The 17,042-nt window shown below is 54.9% G+C and carries 15 protein-coding genes; 8 read left to right on the top strand and 7 right to left on the bottom strand.

What is annotated here, in order from left to right; translation table 11 throughout:
• Positions 1–59: 59 nt before the first annotated feature.
• The 5 genes from C8R31_RS16515 to C8R31_RS06700 all read left to right on the top strand — a co-directional run bounded on the left by C8R31_RS16515 (position 60) and on the right by C8R31_RS06700 (position 7,432).
• Entirely contained in the window at positions 60–620 is a 561-nt protein-coding gene (locus C8R31_RS16515; RefSeq protein WP_258192598.1) for an integrase arm-type DNA-binding domain-containing protein, read from the top strand.
• Positions 621–1,297: 677 nt separating this feature from the next.
• Entirely contained in the window at positions 1,298–2,467 is a 1,170-nt protein-coding gene (locus C8R31_RS06720; RefSeq protein WP_107693261.1) for an efflux RND transporter periplasmic adaptor subunit, read from the top strand.
• Between the two features lie 12 nt (positions 2,468–2,479).
• Positions 2,480–5,629 (top strand): efflux RND transporter permease subunit, encoded by a 3,150-nt coding sequence (locus C8R31_RS06715; RefSeq protein ID WP_107693260.1) that lies wholly within the window; start codon positions 2,480–2,482, stop codon positions 5,627–5,629.
• A gap of 397 nt (positions 5,630–6,026) precedes the next feature.
• On the top strand, positions 6,027–6,176 hold the full coding sequence (locus C8R31_RS16030; protein ID WP_181320479.1) for a hypothetical protein: 150 nt from the start codon (positions 6,027–6,029) through the stop codon (positions 6,174–6,176).
• A gap of 941 nt (positions 6,177–7,117) precedes the next feature.
• Positions 7,118–7,432, top strand: coding sequence for a KGG domain-containing protein (locus tag C8R31_RS06700; RefSeq protein ID WP_107693257.1), 315 nt, complete (start codon positions 7,118–7,120; stop codon positions 7,430–7,432).
• 816 nt (positions 7,433–8,248) lie between these two features.
• On the opposite strand, the gene C8R31_RS16755 is transcribed toward C8R31_RS06700, so the two are convergent.
• From C8R31_RS16755 to C8R31_RS06675, 5 genes are all read right to left on the bottom strand, one after another.
• Positions 8,249–8,467, bottom strand: coding sequence for an HNH endonuclease signature motif containing protein (locus C8R31_RS16755; protein WP_107693256.1), 219 nt, complete (start codon positions 8,465–8,467; stop codon positions 8,249–8,251).
• Between the two features lie 21 nt (positions 8,468–8,488).
• Positions 8,489–9,079 (bottom strand): CHRD domain-containing protein, encoded by a 591-nt coding sequence (locus C8R31_RS06690; protein ID WP_107693255.1) that lies wholly within the window; start codon positions 9,077–9,079, stop codon positions 8,489–8,491.
• A gap of 674 nt (positions 9,080–9,753) precedes the next feature.
• The gene (locus tag C8R31_RS06685) at positions 9,754–10,803 is read right to left on the bottom strand and encodes a M23 family metallopeptidase (RefSeq protein ID WP_219907464.1); all 1,050 of its coding nucleotides are present in this window, start codon (positions 10,801–10,803) and stop codon (positions 9,754–9,756) included.
• Positions 10,804–10,906: 103 nt separating this feature from the next.
• Positions 10,907–11,320, bottom strand: a complete 414-nt coding sequence (locus C8R31_RS06680; RefSeq protein WP_107693254.1) for a DUF6691 family protein — start codon at positions 11,318–11,320, stop codon at positions 10,907–10,909.
• A gap of 12 nt (positions 11,321–11,332) precedes the next feature.
• Entirely contained in the window at positions 11,333–11,767 is a 435-nt protein-coding gene (locus tag C8R31_RS06675) for a YeeE/YedE family protein (protein ID WP_107693253.1), read from the bottom strand.
• Positions 11,768–12,021: 254 nt separating this feature from the next.
• Here C8R31_RS06675 and C8R31_RS06670 point away from each other — a divergent pair, with 254 nt between their 5' ends.
• On the top strand, positions 12,022–12,426 hold the full coding sequence (locus C8R31_RS06670; RefSeq protein ID WP_107693252.1) for a hypothetical protein: 405 nt from the start codon (positions 12,022–12,024) through the stop codon (positions 12,424–12,426).
• 421 nt (positions 12,427–12,847) lie between these two features.
• Positions 12,848–13,288, top strand: coding sequence for a DUF2007 domain-containing protein (locus C8R31_RS06665; RefSeq protein WP_258192596.1), 441 nt, complete (start codon positions 12,848–12,850; stop codon positions 13,286–13,288).
• An 86-nt stretch (positions 13,289–13,374) separates the two neighbouring features.
• On the opposite strand, the gene C8R31_RS06660 is transcribed toward C8R31_RS06665, so the two are convergent.
• Together C8R31_RS06660 and C8R31_RS16025 are read right to left on the bottom strand one after the other, a co-directional pair.
• On the bottom strand, positions 13,375–15,006 hold the full coding sequence (locus C8R31_RS06660) for a Na+/H+ antiporter (protein ID WP_107693251.1): 1,632 nt from the start codon (positions 15,004–15,006) through the stop codon (positions 13,375–13,377).
• Positions 15,006–15,164: a hypothetical protein gene (locus C8R31_RS16025; protein WP_181320475.1), complete on the bottom strand. Its 159-nt coding sequence runs from the start codon at positions 15,162–15,164 to the stop codon at positions 15,006–15,008. The genes C8R31_RS06660 and C8R31_RS16025 overlap by 1 nt, the downstream gene beginning before the upstream one ends.
• Positions 15,165–16,024: 860 nt before the next feature.
• Here C8R31_RS16025 and C8R31_RS06655 point away from each other — a divergent pair.
• Positions 16,025–16,846, top strand: coding sequence for an SDR family NAD(P)-dependent oxidoreductase (locus C8R31_RS06655; protein ID WP_107693250.1), 822 nt, complete (start codon positions 16,025–16,027; stop codon positions 16,844–16,846).
• Positions 16,847–17,042: the final 196 nt, after the last annotated feature.

Here is a 17,042-nt window from a genome sequence, read left to right as displayed (position 1 = left end):
CCGGCTTTTGATAGGGTAACTCTTCGGGGTAACTCCTAATTCGGAAATCGAGTTACCCAATGTCCCTCACTAACACTGCAATCCTTAACGCCAAGCCTGGCCTAAAGCCTTTTAAGTTGGTTGACGAACGCGGTCTGTTCTTGCTCGTCACCCCTTCCGGCGGTAGATGGTGGCGCTTCCGCTACAAGTCCGATGGCAAGGAAAAGCTCCTATCCCTGGGGATATATCCTGACATTCTCCTTGCAAGCCGAACGCTGAAAGACGAAGAAACGGGTAAGACTCGAAAGATCAAGGGCGCGCGTGAATTGCGGAACAAGGCTCGTGAGCTGCTAGCACAAGGGGTCGATCCTGATGAGGATCGCAAGGCGCAAAAAGCCACGAAACAGACTAGGGCGGCACACAGCTTCGAAGTGGTAGCCCGAGAACGGTATGCGAAGTACGGCTCTTCGTGGTCCCAGGCCCATGGAGAACGCATTATTCGTCGTTTCGAGCGGGACGTTTTTCCGTGGATTGGAGGACATCCCGTTTCGGATGTTGCCTCTTCTGACTTGCTTAGCGTTATCCGCAGAATTGAAAGCCGCGGTGCCATAGAAGCGGCGGATCGAGCGCTCGCAAATTGAGGCCAAGTGTTCCGCTATGGGGTTGCAACAGGCAGGGCAAAGCGAGACCCTTCAGGTGACCTCCGTGGAGCACACTTTGCAGCGGTGACCGAGCCCAACCATGTAGCCGAATTGTTGCGAACGATCGACGGTTACCAAGGAACGTTCGTAGTTGCGTGCGCGCTATGCCTCGCACCCCTGGTATTTGTTCGTCCGGGGGAGCTGCGCAAAGCCCAGTGAAGGATATCGATCTCGATTGTGCGGAATGGCCGTACGTGGTTAGCAAGACGAATACTCCGCACATTGTTCCACTATCGACTCAAGCCCTATCTGCTCTTTTTAGATTTCGTTTCCTCGGGAGAAATTAAACCTGAGTTGAGATGAAGACGTGTTTTACCCATATTGTGTCAGGTAAGCAAATAGGAATGCCGGTCTTATATTTCCGGCTCTACTCGAAATTGCGATCAGAGCTTTTCATATTCCACCCGCTATCGCATACGATCAAGCTTCAAACAGCTGCGTTAGGGGCAGCGGTTCCAATTACTAAATGTCACTCACGCTACTAATCTAAGAACAATTTTGCCTGCTTCGCTGGCCATTGCCGCAGTCAGTCCGCATCTGCTTTGGCGTCTGATCACTGGAGCCCAGCACCGAATCGCGAATTCACCACTTGACCCTAGCCTGCGAACTCCCTCGCCATGCATGCGTACCATATCATCCGTTTGTTCCAAACACTGTCCTTCGTTGCACTACTTGCCGTCTTCATTGCGGGCTGCAGCAAAGGTGGAAAGCCGCCTGACACTGGCGCGCCACTGCCGGAGGTCAGCGTGGCGACGGTCGTGTCGAAACCGGTGTATCAATGGGATGAGTTCACGGGCCGTATTGCTGCAATCGATACGGTCGAGCTGCGTCCGCGCGTCTCGGGCTACATTGATCGTATCGCATTCAAGGAAGGCGACGAGGTCAAGGCCGGCGACCTCTTGTTCGTGATCGATCCGCGCCCATACCGCATCGCGCTCGACAGCGCGCAGGCGCAACTCGAACGCGCACATTCGTCGGCCCAGTTCGCCCATTTGCAGGAAAGACGGGCACAACCGCTAATCGACGAGCAGGCGATCTCGCGCCAGGAATACGATCAGCGCACAACCAATTTGACCCAGGGTAATGCCGATGTGCGCGCGGCTGAGGCCGCCGTTGCCACTGCCCGCCTCAATCTCGATTTCACCCAGGTGCGCTCGCCGGTCGCAGGACGCATCGGCCGCGCGCTGCTGACTGTCGGCAATCTTGCCCAGGCCGACGAGAGCGTGCTGACAACAGTGGTTTCGCAGGATCCGGTCTACGTCTATTTCCAGCCTGATGAGCAAACCTATCTGCGCTATGCGGAACTTGCGCGCAAGGGTGAACGTCCCGGCTCGGCGAACCCGGTGCGCGTCGGCCTCGCCAGCGATACGGGCTATCCTTACACTGGCACGGTGAACTTTGTCAGCAACCAGGTCGATCCGGCTACCGGCACGATCAGTGCGCGCGCAGTGGTGCCCAATCCCGACCGTGTGTTCACACCCGGCCTGTATGCGCGTGTGCAGCTTCAGGGCAGTGGTGAATTCCCCGCGATCCTGATCGACGACAAGGCGGTCATGACCGACCAGGATCGCAAGTACGTCTACGTACTCGGCCTGGAGAACAAGGCGATGCGCAAGGACATCACGCTCGGTGGAGTAATCGATGGTCTGCGCATCGTAAAGTCCGGACTCGAGCCGAATGACAAAATCATCGTGGCCGGTTTGCAGAAAATCCTCTTTCCCGGCGCACCGGTGAAGCCGAATGAAGTGCCGATGGCTGCACCGCCGGCGGTCGCCAGGACGAGGTGAGAAGACGCAGCAATGGACTTCTCCAAATTCTTTATCGACCGGCCAATCTTCGCGGCCGTGCTGTCGATCATTATCTTCGTTGCTGGCCTAATCGCGATCCCGTTGCTGCCTATCAGCGAATACCCAAACGTGGTGCCGCCGACGGTGATCGTGCGGGCGACCTATCCCGGCGCCAATCCCAAAGTGATCGCCGAAACCGTATCGACGCCACTTGAGGAGCAGATCAATGGTGTCGAGAACATGATGTACATGAAGTCGGTTGCCGGCACGGACGGGGTGCTGCAGATGACGATCACCTTCCGTCCGGGCGTCGATCCCGATGTTGCCCAGGTGCAGGTGCAGAATCGTGTCAGCCAGGCTCTGTCGCGCCTGCCCGCCGACGTGGTCAGGCTCGGCGTGACGACGCAGAAGCAATCGCCGAGCTTTCTGGTCCTGATCACCCTGATCTCGCCGGACAGGAAATATGATGCGCTTTACCTGCGCAACTACGCCAATATCAAGATCAAGGACCAACTCGCACGCCTGCCCGGCGTGGGTCAGGTTCAGCTGTTCGGCGGCGGCGACTACGCGATGCGCATATGGCTCGATCCGAACGAGGTCGCCGCCCGCAGCCTGACCGCCGGCGATGTGATGCTCGCTGTGCAGGAGCAGAACATCCAGGTTTCGGCCGGTCAGCTTGGTGCCGAGCCGATGAAAGGTGGTAGCGATTTCCTGATCCCGATCAATGCGCAAGGCCGCCTGCGCACAGTCGAGGAATTCGGCAATATCGTGCTCAAGGCAGGAGTGAACGGTGAAATCGTGCGTCTGGCCGATGTCGCGCGCATCGAACTTGGGGGAGCCGACTACACCTTGCGCGGCGAACTCGATAACCAGGATGCCGGAGTCATTGGCTTGTTCCAGGCGCCAGGTGCCAATTCCCTCATTGTGCGCGACGAGGTGATCGCGAAAATGGACGAACTGGCCAGGCAGTTTCCGCCCGGCATGACATGGCGATCGGACTACGACACCACGATCTTCGTGCGCGATTCGATCGACGCAGTGGTGCACACGCTGCTGGAAGCCGTGCTGCTGGTTGTCTTCGTCGTGATTCTGTTTCTGCAGACTTGGCGCGCCTCGATTATTCCATTGATTGCGGTGCCGGTCTCAGTGGTCGGCACATTCGCTGCGCTCTACGTGCTCGGCTTCTCGATCAATACGCTGACCCTGTTCGGCCTCGTGCTCGCGATCGGAATCGTTGTCGATGACGCGATCGTCGTGGTCGAGAACGTTGAGCGCAACATCGAGGAGGGCCGTACGCCGCTCGAAGCCGCGCATCAGGCCATGAAGGAGGTTTCGGGCCCGATTGTCGCGATCGCACTCGTGCTTTGCGCGGTATTCGTGCCAATGGCATTCCTAACCGGCGTGACCGGCCAGTTCTATAAGCAGTTCGCCGTGACGATCGCGATCTCGACAGTAATCTCGGCGGTCAACTCGCTGACCTTGTCTCCAGCGCTCGCAGCCAAACTGCTCCGTTCGCACGGCGCGCCGAAGGATGCGCTCGCACGCGGCATCGACCGCACCTTCGGTTGGTTATTCGGTCCGTTCAATCGTTTCTTCAAGGCCAGCTCTGACAAGTATCACAGCTCGGTGGCGCGTATCCTGAAGCGCCGCGGCAGCGTGTTCGCGGTCTATGCGCTGTTGTTGTTCGGCACCGGCATAATGTTCAATGTTGTGCCGCGTGGTTTCATCCCGACCCAAGACAAGCTCTATCTGATCGCCGGCGTGAAGCTGCCCGAGGGCGCCTCCCTCGAGCGTACTGACAAGGTCTTGAAAAAGGTGGTCGAAATCGCAAAGAACACAGAGGGCGTTGCCAATGTGCCGGGGATGATCGGCTTGAATCCAACGCAGTTCACCAACACGCCGAACTACGGTGTAGCCTTCCCCATCCTGAAACCTTTCAACGAGCGCCGCCGCAGCGCGAAGGAAATCGCCGACGAGATCCAGGAAAAGATTTCCCGCATCGAGGAAGGCATGGCCTTCATCCTGATGCCGCCGCCGATCGAGGGCATCGGCACGGGTGCCGGTTATTCGCTGTTTGTCGAGGATCGCACCGGTCTTGGCTACGGAGCGCTGCAGGGCGCGGTCGGCGCGCTGCAAGGTGCGGTGATGCAAGACCCAGCCATGGGCTTCCCTTTTTCGGGCTACCAGTCCAACGTGCCGCAGCTCGATGTCGACGTCGATCGCATGAAAGCCAAGGCACAAGGCGTGGCTCTCACCGACGTGTTTAGCACACTGCAGGTCTATCTCGGCTCGGCCTACGTCAACGACTTTAACCTGTTCGGCCGCACCTGGCGCGTTTATGCTCAGGGTGACGGGCCCTTCCGCAGGACGGTCGAGGACATCATCAATCTGAAGACGCGTAACGCGCGCGGCGATATGGTGCCGATCGGTTCGGTGGTAAAGATCCATGAGAGCTTTGGTCCTGATCCTGTACTGCGCTACAACGGCTATCCGGCCGCCGACTTCATCGGCGAAGCTGATCCAAAGCTGTTATCCTCGGCGCAAGCGATGAGCAGGATCGCGGAACTCGCTGGCTCCGTGCTTCCGAGCGGCATGAGCTTCGAGTGGACTGACTTGAGCTTCCAGCAAGCCACACAGGGCAACGCGGCGCTGCTCGTGTTTCCAGTCGCAATCCTGCTGGCCTTCCTCGTGCTCGCCGCGCTGTACGAAAGCTGGGTGCTGCCGCTCGCGGTGATCTTGATTGTGCCGATGTGCATGCTCTCGGCACTGGCGGGCGTAAAGCTCTTCGGCGGGGACAACAATACCTTTGTGCAGGTAGGTTTGGTGGTGCTGATGGGACTTGCATGCAAGAATGCAATTCTAATCGTTGAATTCGCGCGTGAATTGGAGTTTCAGGGCAAGGGTATCGTTGAGGCCGCGCTCGAAGCCTGCCGCCTGCGCCTGCGTCCGATCGTGATGACCTCGGTTGCGTTCATCGCCGGTACCATCCCGCTTGTTCTCTCCCAAGGGGCTGGGGCCGAAGTGCGCTCCGCTACCGGGATCACCGTGTTCGCCGGCATGATTGGCGTAACCCTGTTCGGCCTGTTCCTGACGCCGGTGTTCTACGTTGGCCTGCGCTTGTTGACAGGACGCAAGCTCGCTCAATACGGCACAGCTCGTTGAAGGTACAGAAATAAAGGGCGCGCATAGATTGAAGGTTACACGTCTGATCTTTGCAGCACAACGTAACAACACAATATCGTAACTCGAACATTTCTAATAAAAAAAAGTTGTAAGTTAACCCGCCTCCATTTAAGTATTTCAGGAAGTCTCAAGGCATCCTAACTTCCTGTAAATTTCCTAAACAAACCGAGCGTTAAGGATCGTTTTACTCCTAACGCATCTCATCCTGTTCCATTGCATTCCCGGAAAAAAATGGGGTATATCAAAGGGGCATATTCTTTTATGCCCCTTTGATATACCCCCACGTGGCTGTCGGACATAACGGGCCGACGAGCCAAACCGGATAAGCTTTTCAAGCTCTCCGGTGGCGGGGGAATGTATCTCGTGGTTCACCCCAATGGTTCTAAATATTGGCGGCTTAAATACCGGTTTGCGGGTCGTTGGCATGACATTTGAGATTTATGCCGGCAAGTATGCCGCGCCAGTAATGCACCTCGACCAATCCGGATTGTTGGATCGTTGGCTGTTACCCCTGCCGCCTTTCTGAGGCAGACCGACAAGGTATCCCGCGTAACGGACAAGAAATACGGCCCCCATTGGCGATCGAACTGACCATGGAGGAAGACGCCCCGAGCATCCGCGGCGAACTTCAACCCGGCCGACCCCAATTCATTCCTCGCGGTCGACTGGCCGCATTCGCTGAGTCCGGCTCGTTCTACGGCACTTACTCTGCCCCGTGGCAACCCAGGCCAAATTACGGCGAGGCCCGCGGACTATCAATTCAGGGGGACGATAGGATCATGCACGACACAAGGCAAGATTAACAGAATGATGGCGACGGTTGACGCGCCGGACATGGAGAGGCTATTACAGACTTGGTTATCGGCGCGAGCGGGACTGCGGTTCCATACACGAAAAAATTCACCCGCATCATCGTGGTGATGCCAGGCGCACTTCAGCCAGGCACAAGCGGCGCGGTGCGGCAGAGTAGGCAAATCAGATCCGTTGCATCCCGTTATCAGGCGTACAACGATGCGCATATACCCGTATCAGGGGCTAAGGTTGATGTGAGGATAGGGGGGTATTAAGTGTCGGAAACAAACTCATCCGAAAATGAAAGGCTGTGGGAGAAAAGGGCACGAGAACTTGCGCTGTTGCGTGAGGAGTTGGTTGAGGTGGCACGAGACCGGCGAGGATGAGAGCAGAAGATGATAACGGCCGCCCAGCATTAGCCCTTATGGCGGAAGCGCTGAGGTACGCGACCCATCGTACGGCTTTTGATCAGCTGTCAGACAGGTTTATGTACCGGTGCAGTTCGCGCTGGTGGTCCGGGACTATTAACTTTATAGAATCGTGAACCAGCACACAGACACAGCGTAAGCAGCTACCTAAGATATGGTCACGCCCCCGAAGAAGGGAGTTCTCTCGATGGGAGAACAATGTTCATAAGAGGGAGATTCCATATTCATTCACATTTTAGGAGGTAATATGGCTTCTAATCATGGCAAGGACAGCAACAATAAGGGTGATACAAGCAATCGCGGTTTTGCTTCGATGGACGCAGACAAGCAGCGGGAAATATCCAGCAAAGGCGGCAAAGCGGCACATGAAAGGGGTACCGCTCATGAGTTCGATTCCGAAGAGGCTCGGGAGGCGGGTAGGAAAGGTGGCGAGCACAGCCATGGGGGAGGTAAATCCGACGACCGCAGCAACGGAAGTAAGGAAGGCTCTTCCTCCGCAACACGGGGCGGTTCTCAGGAGCAGCACGCCAAGGCCGGCAGCCAAAGCCATAAAAGCAAGTAACAGATGAGACACGAAAGGGCCCTATCGGGCCCTTTCCTTCTTATTTCCCAAGAGCAAGACCGCCAAAAAATGCGGCTAACGCGGTAAACAAGGACCCACTGGCTCCCTCTTTCGATACTAGCAATTCATGCAACCTTGCGTTGCTCCGGCATTTTTTTATTCTAACCATCGCTTTGCTACCTCTGCCGCATTAGCTCGTTGATGATGAGCTGCCGCCGACCGAATCGAGCCCTACCCACCAAATGTATCGTTACGCCAACGAAGGCCATGGAAAATGACAGAGTCGCATATGACTGGGCATTAGACTATCAATGTGATGCCGCTTCACATGAAGAAGCGTCCGTCATCTTCGCCGCTAGATACCTGAAAGAGAATCCTCATCGAGTATCGATACAGAGAATTGCTGTTTTAGCATGAAGGCGCTCTAAGCCTTTCGCGGGTTGTGCTGCGGATCGAGGGTGTTGGTGCGTACAACCTGAGTCCGTATTGCCGAGATGTACTCTCTCATTCGTCTATACAGTAGAGTCGAGTTGTTGTACCCCTCAGTGCTAGCTTGGCTTTAAGCCTTGGCAGGGCTGATAACCCAGCTGATGGGCATTCATGGGCCCTCTCTGATCAATAGAGAATCATGGACGCAATTCGAGAGTGCGCTAACCTCGAGTGCTTGCGGCAGGCTTTGCTCCACTCCTTTATCCCTGCGCGGCAGGCAACGAAAAGCCCCTTGGTTTTTAGGCCAAGGGGCTTTTGCTTTCAAACGCTACCAGAAGCCCTACGGTACCCGAAGAAATTGCTCTGGAGACTATCGGGCCGGCAGGGTTACTTGTGCCAATGGTGGGATTTGTCCGTTGGAAAGCCGTGTATGTCACATCCGCTTCTCATCCTTGGCTTTGTCGTGATCCCTCTGGCTCTGTTTGATTCCTGCCGAGTCTTTTCCTTGTGGCACTCAGCGCACAATCCGACCGTGTTGCTCGGATCTTCTGTGCCGCCTTCGAACAATGGGGTAACGTGGTCCCTTTCCGTGGCAAGGGCAGATATTCCAGCTTCCGTATGAGATTGTTAGGTCGATTTGTTTTTCCGACGAGCCAGGGAGCCAAGCAAACCGAGCCCGCCAAGCAGCATTGCGTAGCTTTCAGGTTCGGGGACCAGTGTCAAGAAGCCGCGAATTTCTCCGCCCTGGAAGACGGTCGAGTGAATGTTCACGTACGAACTGCCGCTATCCAGCCCTGCCACCAACGCATTAAAAGCGCCAGAAACGGTGTTCCCATTGTTAGAGATAAATGCCGGGTTGTAGCTTGACAGAAGCGTCATATCAAATGTGTGATCATAAACACCTGACGTCACACCGGACGGGAAACCGGTAAATGTGGGTACGGTGGTAGCAACGCCCGCAGTGCCGGCTGGCGCAGTGGTGCAACAATGAATATGGGACGCCGTGGTATTTCCAAGCAGCTCGCTGAAAGTTTCCTGCACTCGCATGGTCACGAGATCCATATCCATCGTGACGGTTGCCGTGCCGATTGCTGGAGAACTGTTTGGCGGAGCTTCCGCAGACCCGCTTAGTACTGCTGTGTATACTGACTCATGAGCTGCCGCTGGCATCGAGACCGCCGCAAACAGAAATCCTGCAGCTAACGGACTGTTTTTCATATTATTTTCCTCTATATTCAGGGATTTCAGGCACTGCGGTACGCCGCTAACGAGTCGATCAATTATTTGACAGAACTCAGTCTAGGATAGTACATGTCAGAGTCAGTTTTTCAATAGACCATATGGATTCCCCGGATGAGCGCGCCCGGCGTTACTGCTCGTATTGTTCGGAAGCGACGTATCGAAAAGCCGCTCCAAGTTACAATATAGCGAAGGGGAAACCTAAACTCTGGTGGCCGTAGAGGCCTTGTCCGTTCCAACCGTTGGGAACATAAGAGGGTCGCCTCCACCCAACCGGTAGCATAGCATCATCCGCCTGGGGGCATATTGGAGGTATAAATTCGTTCGCTCTTTCGGACATCCAATATCCATGAGCTTTACATCCATTCAGAGCGCCCCGTCTTTCAGAGCGCCCCGTCTTTGAGTGATCCCATTTCATCCTCAGCACATCAGATGGTTTTTGTTTGTGCACAAAGGCGACTTGTCTCCGACAGTAGAGATCATGTGCACTTTGCGGTCCGTGAGGATGAAGCGGGATCCCGCCTTTCAATGACTTGATGGATAGGTTATATTATTTTTCAACTGCGATAAGAAAGTCGGTCTGTTAGCCTTAGAAGTCTGAATGGGGAGATCTCGTCCCGACGTTGAGAGCGTGCGCTGGCGGATTATATAGTCTATAGGCTGGGTTGAAGTGTGATCCCGAAGCGCTCCTCGAATACCGATTCACCCTCTCTGAGTACGCTATATCTCGCTTCGTACCGGCCTTGAGGCCAACCTGTGACGGGGCGCTTTCTCCCGATCTGCGTTAAAAATTGTGCCTTCGGACGATCGAGCGGTTTCAGATTGCTTTGGACAAGGATGGAGCCGTTTGGATCTCGCAGAACCAACTTCGGTATATCACCGCCCTCAAGACCAATCATTCTGACCTGCGCCACCAACGCAGGACTGTCCGCGGTAAACGCAAAATTCTCCAGGCTACCATTCTCGACATCATCCATGGAGAGGATTCGGTCGGCAAAGCCTAGATTAAGCAGAATGCGTGTTCGATACGCTACTACTTTCGCCGTGACGTCATCCCAAAGGGATTGTTCAGAACCGCATTGTCCCGACTGGGCATTGGGAGAAAATGGATCGACGATTTTCCGGTTATGCCAGACGGATAGATGCAGGTGTGGAAACTCGGTGGCGCCCGAAAGTCCAACTTTTCCGAGTACCTGACCGCGTTTAACATGCTGGCCCTTGGAGATGGAGACACTGCCGTTAGCTAAATGGCAATACTGCGTTTCCCATCCATCGGGATGTCGTAGCAAAACGCCGTTTCCGCATTCCCGGCCAGCGACTGCTGCTTTGCTGATCACTCGGATTGATATGTCTTTCTCGCCGTCTCTGACTCCTGTGACTTCGCCATCAGCGACTGCGAGGACAGCCACGCCTGCTCGCATCACGGTCATCGAAGGTAAGCGGAAATCAGTACCATCATGCCCGTCATAGGTTAGGGTACCGCAAGAAAAATCACGGTAGCCGGAGGATGGGTCGTGATCCACATAGTTCTGGACGAAGCAGTTTTTGCCAACTTCACAACCGATGGGTAGCGAAAGGGTTAATGACTCATCAGCCCAACCTGCAGAGAAATTAAGAAGGAAGATGACGAAAATTAGAATTGGCGGATTCGGCGTTCTTTTTCCAATTCGCCGACCCTGCTGTGGGTAGTGATCAGTTAACACAGGATCCGAAGCCAATCATTCGACAGTATCTTGAGCACCTTGCAGGCGCTGGACGCCGCAGCATGCATGCGGGTCATGTCCGTAAAATCCTGCCCTCTATCCATTACCGATTTTTCTCCAGCATCGCAAAAATACCCATCCCCAGCAGCATGGCCCCGACAAAGACGATGCCCTTGGCGCTCCCGCTTCCAAGCAGCACCAGGGCAGGTCCAGGACATATGCCAGCCATTCCCCAGCCAATGCCAAATGCAAGGCTGCCGAGAACGAGCCTCCTGTCTATCACCCGCGAGTCAGGAATCTGCATCTTTGCGCCTAGATAGCTGCGATGGCGCGCCCGGGCAACGGCGAATGCCAGCGAAGCAACCCCTGCCGCCCCTCCCATGACGAGTGCAAGAGAGGGATCCCATGCACCCTCAACATCAAGGAACGCCAGAACCTTTGCAGGGTTGGCCATCCCAGCAAGGATCAGCCCCAGGCCAAAAATCAGGCCGGACAACAGCGCTATCAGATTGATCATCCAGTTTCTCCCTTATGATGGAAGTACATGCCTAATGACGTAAACCGCCAGCATGCCTACCCCCAGGAAAATGAGTGTTGCTGCAACCGAGCGCGGCGACCCGCGCGAGATTCCGCAAACTCCGTGCCCGCTGGTGCAACCCGAACCATAGCGGGTGCCGATTCCGACAATCAGTCCCGCCACTGCCAATACGGCATAGCTGGCGTCAACCCGGATTAGCGGCAGCTCCCGGAAAAACTGCCAGACCAGGGGTGCAGCAACAAGGCCGGAAAGAAAGGCGATACGCCATCCTGCATCGTCCCTGCCAGCAGTGAACAACCCCCCGACAATGCCGGAAATCCCTGCGATCCTTCCGTTAAGGAGAATCAGCAGCGCAGCTGCAAAACCGATCATCCCGCCGCCAATGAGCGCAGACCACGGGGTAAACTGACTCCAGTCAATGAACATTGGTGCTCCCTTCAGCAGGAAAGATTCGATAGCGTATGAAGAAAAGGCGAAACCGCCGGCCCTTCGCTGTTAAAGATAGTATAAATAATAATGGCAATTTTTAACCCTCTCGACTTGAGTTCGGAGAAAATCAATCTCTACCCTATGACCGTGTTTTTCCGCACAGAAGACAGACACGGATAAAAGCAAGATGGCTGGTGTCACCTAGCAGGCGGTCAGAACATTCGCGGGATCAATCTCCAAGGAGCAAAAACATGTTACATGCCGAAGACTCAACCAGCGCAGATCGCGTTCGCCGCTCAACAGCGCCAGAGGTGAACCGCGAAATAGATCACCGAACAAATAACAACATCCGGCATTACGCTAACAGCAGCGAGGAAGCCATTCGTGGAAGAATAGAAGAACTTGACCGAGAGTGGGACATCGAGCGCGCACTTGAAGTCAATGCGTCCACACTGGCCTTGACGGGCCTTCTGCTTGGGGTGACGGTCAACCGGAGATGGCTCCTGTTACCGGGGTTTGTGTTGTCATTCCTGTTACAGCACGGACTGCAGGGATGGTGTCCGCCTTTACCCATGTTGCGCCGGATGGGTGTGCGTACTCGAGGTGAAATCGACCGGGAAAAATATGAGCTGAAAGCGTTGCTTGACGCAAGGTAACTCTGCCAAAAAAAAGCGACTTGGAATGAGGCAGGGAATGGCAGAATACAGCAGGCCGATTGATAAGCTATTCATTTTTTATTGGTTGGGATAAAAAAACGATGATGCTAGATTTTCTCCTTTGATTATTTCTGGAGGAAATGAAAATGTCGCTCAATACTTCCCGCTTTGCTGTTGGTATATTTATAGCGCTGGTGAGCCTGACCGCCCGATGGCTATACCAGATTTGAATGCTGAGTTTGCCTCTCACTGCAAAGACCCGGACGGGGCTCAAAGTCGAGCAGGCCCGGAGCAAAAGTCGGGGAAGGAGGTACATTATGCTTTGATGGGCTCGATGTTCCTCCCCTTTTGCTGTCCTACAATGTGAACAAGCTGTGGAACTGATCGGGTTTGCGCGATATGCGCGGCTGTAGACTACTGTTTGGAGCATGCGCCAACCAAAACCGAACATGAGAAGCGCCAGGTTAATGGTTCAAGAAACAACATCAATGGTGGTAAGAGTGGCTTTTATCAGTATTGTGAAATAATGAAAAAAACTTATTCAGCCTCAAGCATTATGGAAGCGCAGATCATGCTCGATATGCTCGACCACAATTGTATCTCGGCGAAATTATTTAACGAGCATGCCCAGGGGGGACTGGGGGATATTCCGTTTACCCACGCTTATCCAGAGGTGTGGGTTATTCGGGACAGTGATTTTGAGCGGGGGCAAGGCGTCGTTAATGAATTTGAAAAAACCCCGGTCGAGACCCGAGTGGTATTCTGCCGCGCATGCCATGAGGAAAATCCGTTTAATTTTCAGCTTTGCTGGCAGTGCGGCGCGGGGCTTGAACTGCCATCATCGCGTGAAGGAAGGGTTTAATGATCACCGTGGCGTTGAGCGGAGTGCGGCCCTGTGCTCACGCTGCCGTCCGGCATAACGATCGGTTCTTGACTCTTGTCGCATCATTAGTGATTCTTCCGGGTTCTGTTTTCTGATGAGACACGTAGCTCCCCGACCCCGGCCCGCAGCGCCTCAACGTCGAGTTCATGTTCGAGACGATGGAGCACCTCATCGCTGATTACGCCTTCATTCCGAAACCTGATTGCGGTCAGTCGCTCAGCCGTGAGGGTCTCGTGCCGCAATCGCCGGAATGCCTCTGCGGCCTCCGGCGTCCATTCAGGGTCAACAGTTTGGCTTAGGGCGGAGCGCCTCAGGCGGCTGCGATAATGGTCCCGCATCCGTTCGATTTGTTCCGGCACGGGCCAGTTTTCGCTTGCTATGTCATCCAGTCGAGCAAGGGCGGCCGATGCTGCCTGTTCCCGCGCCTGCCTCTCCTCATCCGTATGACCTCGATCTTCCCTTACTTTCAACGCGCGGATCAACAGAGGAAGCGACAGGCCTTGCAATACCAGCGTCACGAAAATCACCATGAAGGCGATGAGAATGATTTCCGCACGAAACGGAAATGGAGTTCCGGCGGCAGTTGTCAGCGGCAGGGCCATCGCCGAAGCGAGTGACACGATCCCGCGCATGCCGGCCCAGCCGATGATGAACAAATTAGACCAGGGCGGTATCGGATCGTGCGCGCGCAAGCGCGGACTCACCAGTCGGGGCACCCAGGCGGCGGCCGGCACCCACACCAGGCGCACGACGATGGCTGTCACACTCACCAGGGCGCCTACCAGAATGAGGACGTTAAGCTCGCCAGATGGGACAGCGTCACGAAGGGCGCCGAGCTGCAGGCCGATAAGAATGAAAATGACGCCGTTGAGCACGAACACGAGGAACTCCCAAACCGCCCGCGCCTGGATTCGAGTAGACGGCGCAACGGCCGTGCTTAAATGCCGGCGGAGATAGAAACCTCCTGCCACGCAGGCCAACACGGCTGAGCCGTGTGCCTGCTCGGCCAAGACCCAGGCAATATATGGAGCCAGGAGCGTGATGGCGATCTCGCTGAAGCTGTCCTTGACCAAGACTAAAATCCAGCGACTTACGAAGCTCACTGTAAGCCCGATCGCGATCCCAACGGCCCCTGCCAGAACGAAGGCCAGCAGTGTGTCGCTTAACACGAAGGCACCGCTGACCGCCGCTGCGATTGCTGCGCGGTAGAGCACCAGCGCAGTCGCATCATTCACGAGACTCTCGCCCTCCAGTATTGTGAGGACGCGGTGAGGAAGGTGCAGCTGTTTTCCTATCGCGGTCGCCGAGACGGCATCCGGAGGAGAAACAATGGCCCCCAGCGCAATGGCTCCTGCCCACCCGAGTCCTGGCAGCGCAGCATGGGCGACAACCGCGACCGCTGCAGTCGTGACGAGCACCAGACCAACGGCGTGTAAGGTGATCGGGCGAAGATTTGCGCGAAAATCCCGCCACGAAGTGAAGTACGCAGCTGCCCATAGGATAGGCGGGAGAAAGACCAGGAATACCAGGTCCGGCTCAAGATGGATCGTCGGTAGGCCCGGGATAAAGCCTAGAGCCAAGCCCCCGATTACCAGCAGTATGGGATAGGGAATGACCAGCTTGCGCGCGATTGTCGTCAGGGCGAGCACAGCCATCAGCAGTAGAATGACGGTCTCAAGTTGTTGGAGACTGCTCATTATCTGTTGGGGCGAACCGTCAAGTAAGCGCTAGCACGACTGTTTGAAGAAAGCGGCGTCGGTAACCGACGCTTCGCCACCCCCTGGATGAAGTCGGTGGAAGCGGCCACATCACGCTCGATGTATTCCTCGGCAACAAAGGGCACGTTCTTAATCATCTATTCGCCATCCTCATCTGGACCTGCATCTTCGTAATCACTACGGCCTAGACCGCCACTTTTTCTTCGCCTTCTGAGCCTCCGCACTCAACCGGGGAATGTCCTCGCGAGTCGCTGTGCGCTATGTACGCCGCTTGCTCAACGGTGTTTTAACCTCCGTCCTCGCCGGCTGCTAAGTTACAAGCAATCGTGCCCGCCGACAGTTCCTCGCCTTGGACCCGCTCCTGCTTTATATCGTGGGCCCCTCTTGTCGCGGTGGCGGGTCGTTATACCTTTCTCATCGAGCATTATGGCAGAACACTCAAAATTCCCACCCGGATCCCCACCCTCACTAACGAATCCTCAACATTGAGGGGGCGGGGTAAATTGCTGAAACCTTTATAAATTGCCCTTCCAGTTATCTCCACTACAGTCTTATGCGTTACTCAGCCAGTAAGACATACTTCTTTTATGGATCACTATTGTCAGATGAGATTTGTACAAGTCGCAGCAAGCATCTGACCGAATAAACCCGCTCAAACTCATCCTCTTGCGCCCGCTCGCCGGTCTCCTCCGTCCTTAAATTCCGAATACCCGCACTGAATCTCTGGTTTACCTCCATACAACGACCCAAGTAAATCCAAGAACCTCCATAGTTCCGCGTAACTGCGGGTTTTTCCATTACCGTGAGACCGCGACTCTTAACATTAGTCGCACTACTTCTGAACCGGGGACGACTGGACCTTGGTGCAGCGCCACCAGCTTCCTGAAGCGGTGCGTCTGCAGTTCGTCGCCTCCGGCTGTCCGATTGTGCTCAAGCGTACACAGGAATTAACGAGCTAGAGGTAGAATTCCTCCGAAAGAAAAAAACAGGAGGGTATATGGTTCAGCGAGTAGCGCTAGTTACAGGAGCATCTAGCGGGATCGGTCGAGCAACCACAGAGCTTCTCGCCGCGAATGGTTATTATGTCTTCGCCAGCGGGCGGCGGATGGGCAGGCTTGAAGAGTTACGTTCCAATCATATTGAGCCCATCGAGCTGGATGTTACCGATGAAGTTGCGATACGTGAGTTAGTAGATCATGTCATCTTAAGCCGCGGACAGATCGACGTATTGGTGAATAACGCAGGCTTCGGTCAATTAGGCACTATAGAATGCGTCTCGATGGAAGCTGCTCGCAGGCAGCTGGACGTGAATGTGTTCGGATATGCTCGTTTCATGCAAGCAGTGTTGCCGCAAATGCGAAAGCAGAAGTCGGGGCACATCGTAAATATAACGTCAGTAATGGGGAGGATATCCACCCCGGGCTTTGGCTGGTACGCGGCTTCGAAGCACGCGGTTGAAGCCTTGACCGAGGCCGTACGCGGTGAAGTAATGGAATTTGGGATTAAAGTTGTGCTCATTGCTCCAGGGCTTATCAAGACCGAGTTCGTGCCAAAGCAACTCGAGCTATTGAAGACAGTAGCGCATCCCCCGGCTTATCAGAAAATCCTTAAAGGTCTTCATCACCTTCTCGCAAATGAACCCAGATCCCCTGGTCCGAACATCATTGCACAAGCTGTACTCGATTCTGTGACGGACTCAAATCCTCCGGTCCGACATGCATTACCTCTTGATTCAAAAGTGTCCGTAGCAGCCCGATGGCTATTTGGCGCTAGACTTTTTGCTCGCGCTGTCCGGCATCAGATGAAATTGAAGTTCTGAACTTCGGATGAATTTGACTGATGGCACATCTCAAAAACGGCTATTAAGGATGAGGCTGGCGGAGCGTTATCTTCCTTGCAATATGGTTGCCCTCAACCGTGCTTGCCGCACCACCATTACTTCGATGCGAGATCAACGAAAGCGGCGAGAGCTACATTGCGGAGTTTTTCCCAACGTCTGATCCATACACTGTTGT

The sequence above is a fragment of the Nitrosospira sp. Nsp2 genome, from assembly GCF_003050965.1.
Taxonomy (GTDB): domain Bacteria; phylum Pseudomonadota; class Gammaproteobacteria; order Burkholderiales; family Nitrosomonadaceae; genus Nitrosospira.
The sequence above is the reverse complement of the archived record's forward strand: the minus strand, read 5'-3'. Positions and strand labels throughout refer to the sequence as shown.

Coding starts and splice junctions, on each gene's coding strand:
- C8R31_RS16515 (WP_258192598.1), top strand. CDS start 60: ATGTCCCTCACTAACACTGCAATCCTTAACGCCAAGCCTGGCCTAAAG.
- C8R31_RS06720 (WP_107693261.1), top strand. CDS start 1,298: ATGCATGCGTACCATATCATCCGTTTGTTCCAAACACTGTCCTTCGTT.
- C8R31_RS06715 (WP_107693260.1), top strand. CDS start 2,480: ATGGACTTCTCCAAATTCTTTATCGACCGGCCAATCTTCGCGGCCGTG.
- C8R31_RS16030 (WP_181320479.1), top strand. CDS start 6,027: ATGGTTCTAAATATTGGCGGCTTAAATACCGGTTTGCGGGTCGTTGGC.
- C8R31_RS06700 (WP_107693257.1), top strand. CDS start 7,118: ATGGCTTCTAATCATGGCAAGGACAGCAACAATAAGGGTGATACAAGC.
- C8R31_RS06690 (WP_107693255.1), bottom strand. CDS start 9,079: ATGAAAAACAGTCCGTTAGCTGCAGGATTTCTGTTTGCGGCGGTCTCG.
- C8R31_RS06680 (WP_107693254.1), bottom strand. CDS start 11,320: ATGATCAATCTGATAGCGCTGTTGTCCGGCCTGATTTTTGGCCTGGGG.
- C8R31_RS06675 (WP_107693253.1), bottom strand. CDS start 11,767: ATGTTCATTGACTGGAGTCAGTTTACCCCGTGGTCTGCGCTCATTGGC.
- C8R31_RS06670 (WP_107693252.1), top strand. CDS start 12,022: ATGTTACATGCCGAAGACTCAACCAGCGCAGATCGCGTTCGCCGCTCA.
- C8R31_RS06660 (WP_107693251.1), bottom strand. CDS start 15,006: ATGAGCAGTCTCCAACAACTTGAGACCGTCATTCTACTGCTGATGGCT.
- C8R31_RS16025 (WP_181320475.1), bottom strand. CDS start 15,164: ATGATTAAGAACGTGCCCTTTGTTGCCGAGGAATACATCGAGCGTGAT.
- C8R31_RS06655 (WP_107693250.1), top strand. CDS start 16,025: ATGGTTCAGCGAGTAGCGCTAGTTACAGGAGCATCTAGCGGGATCGGT.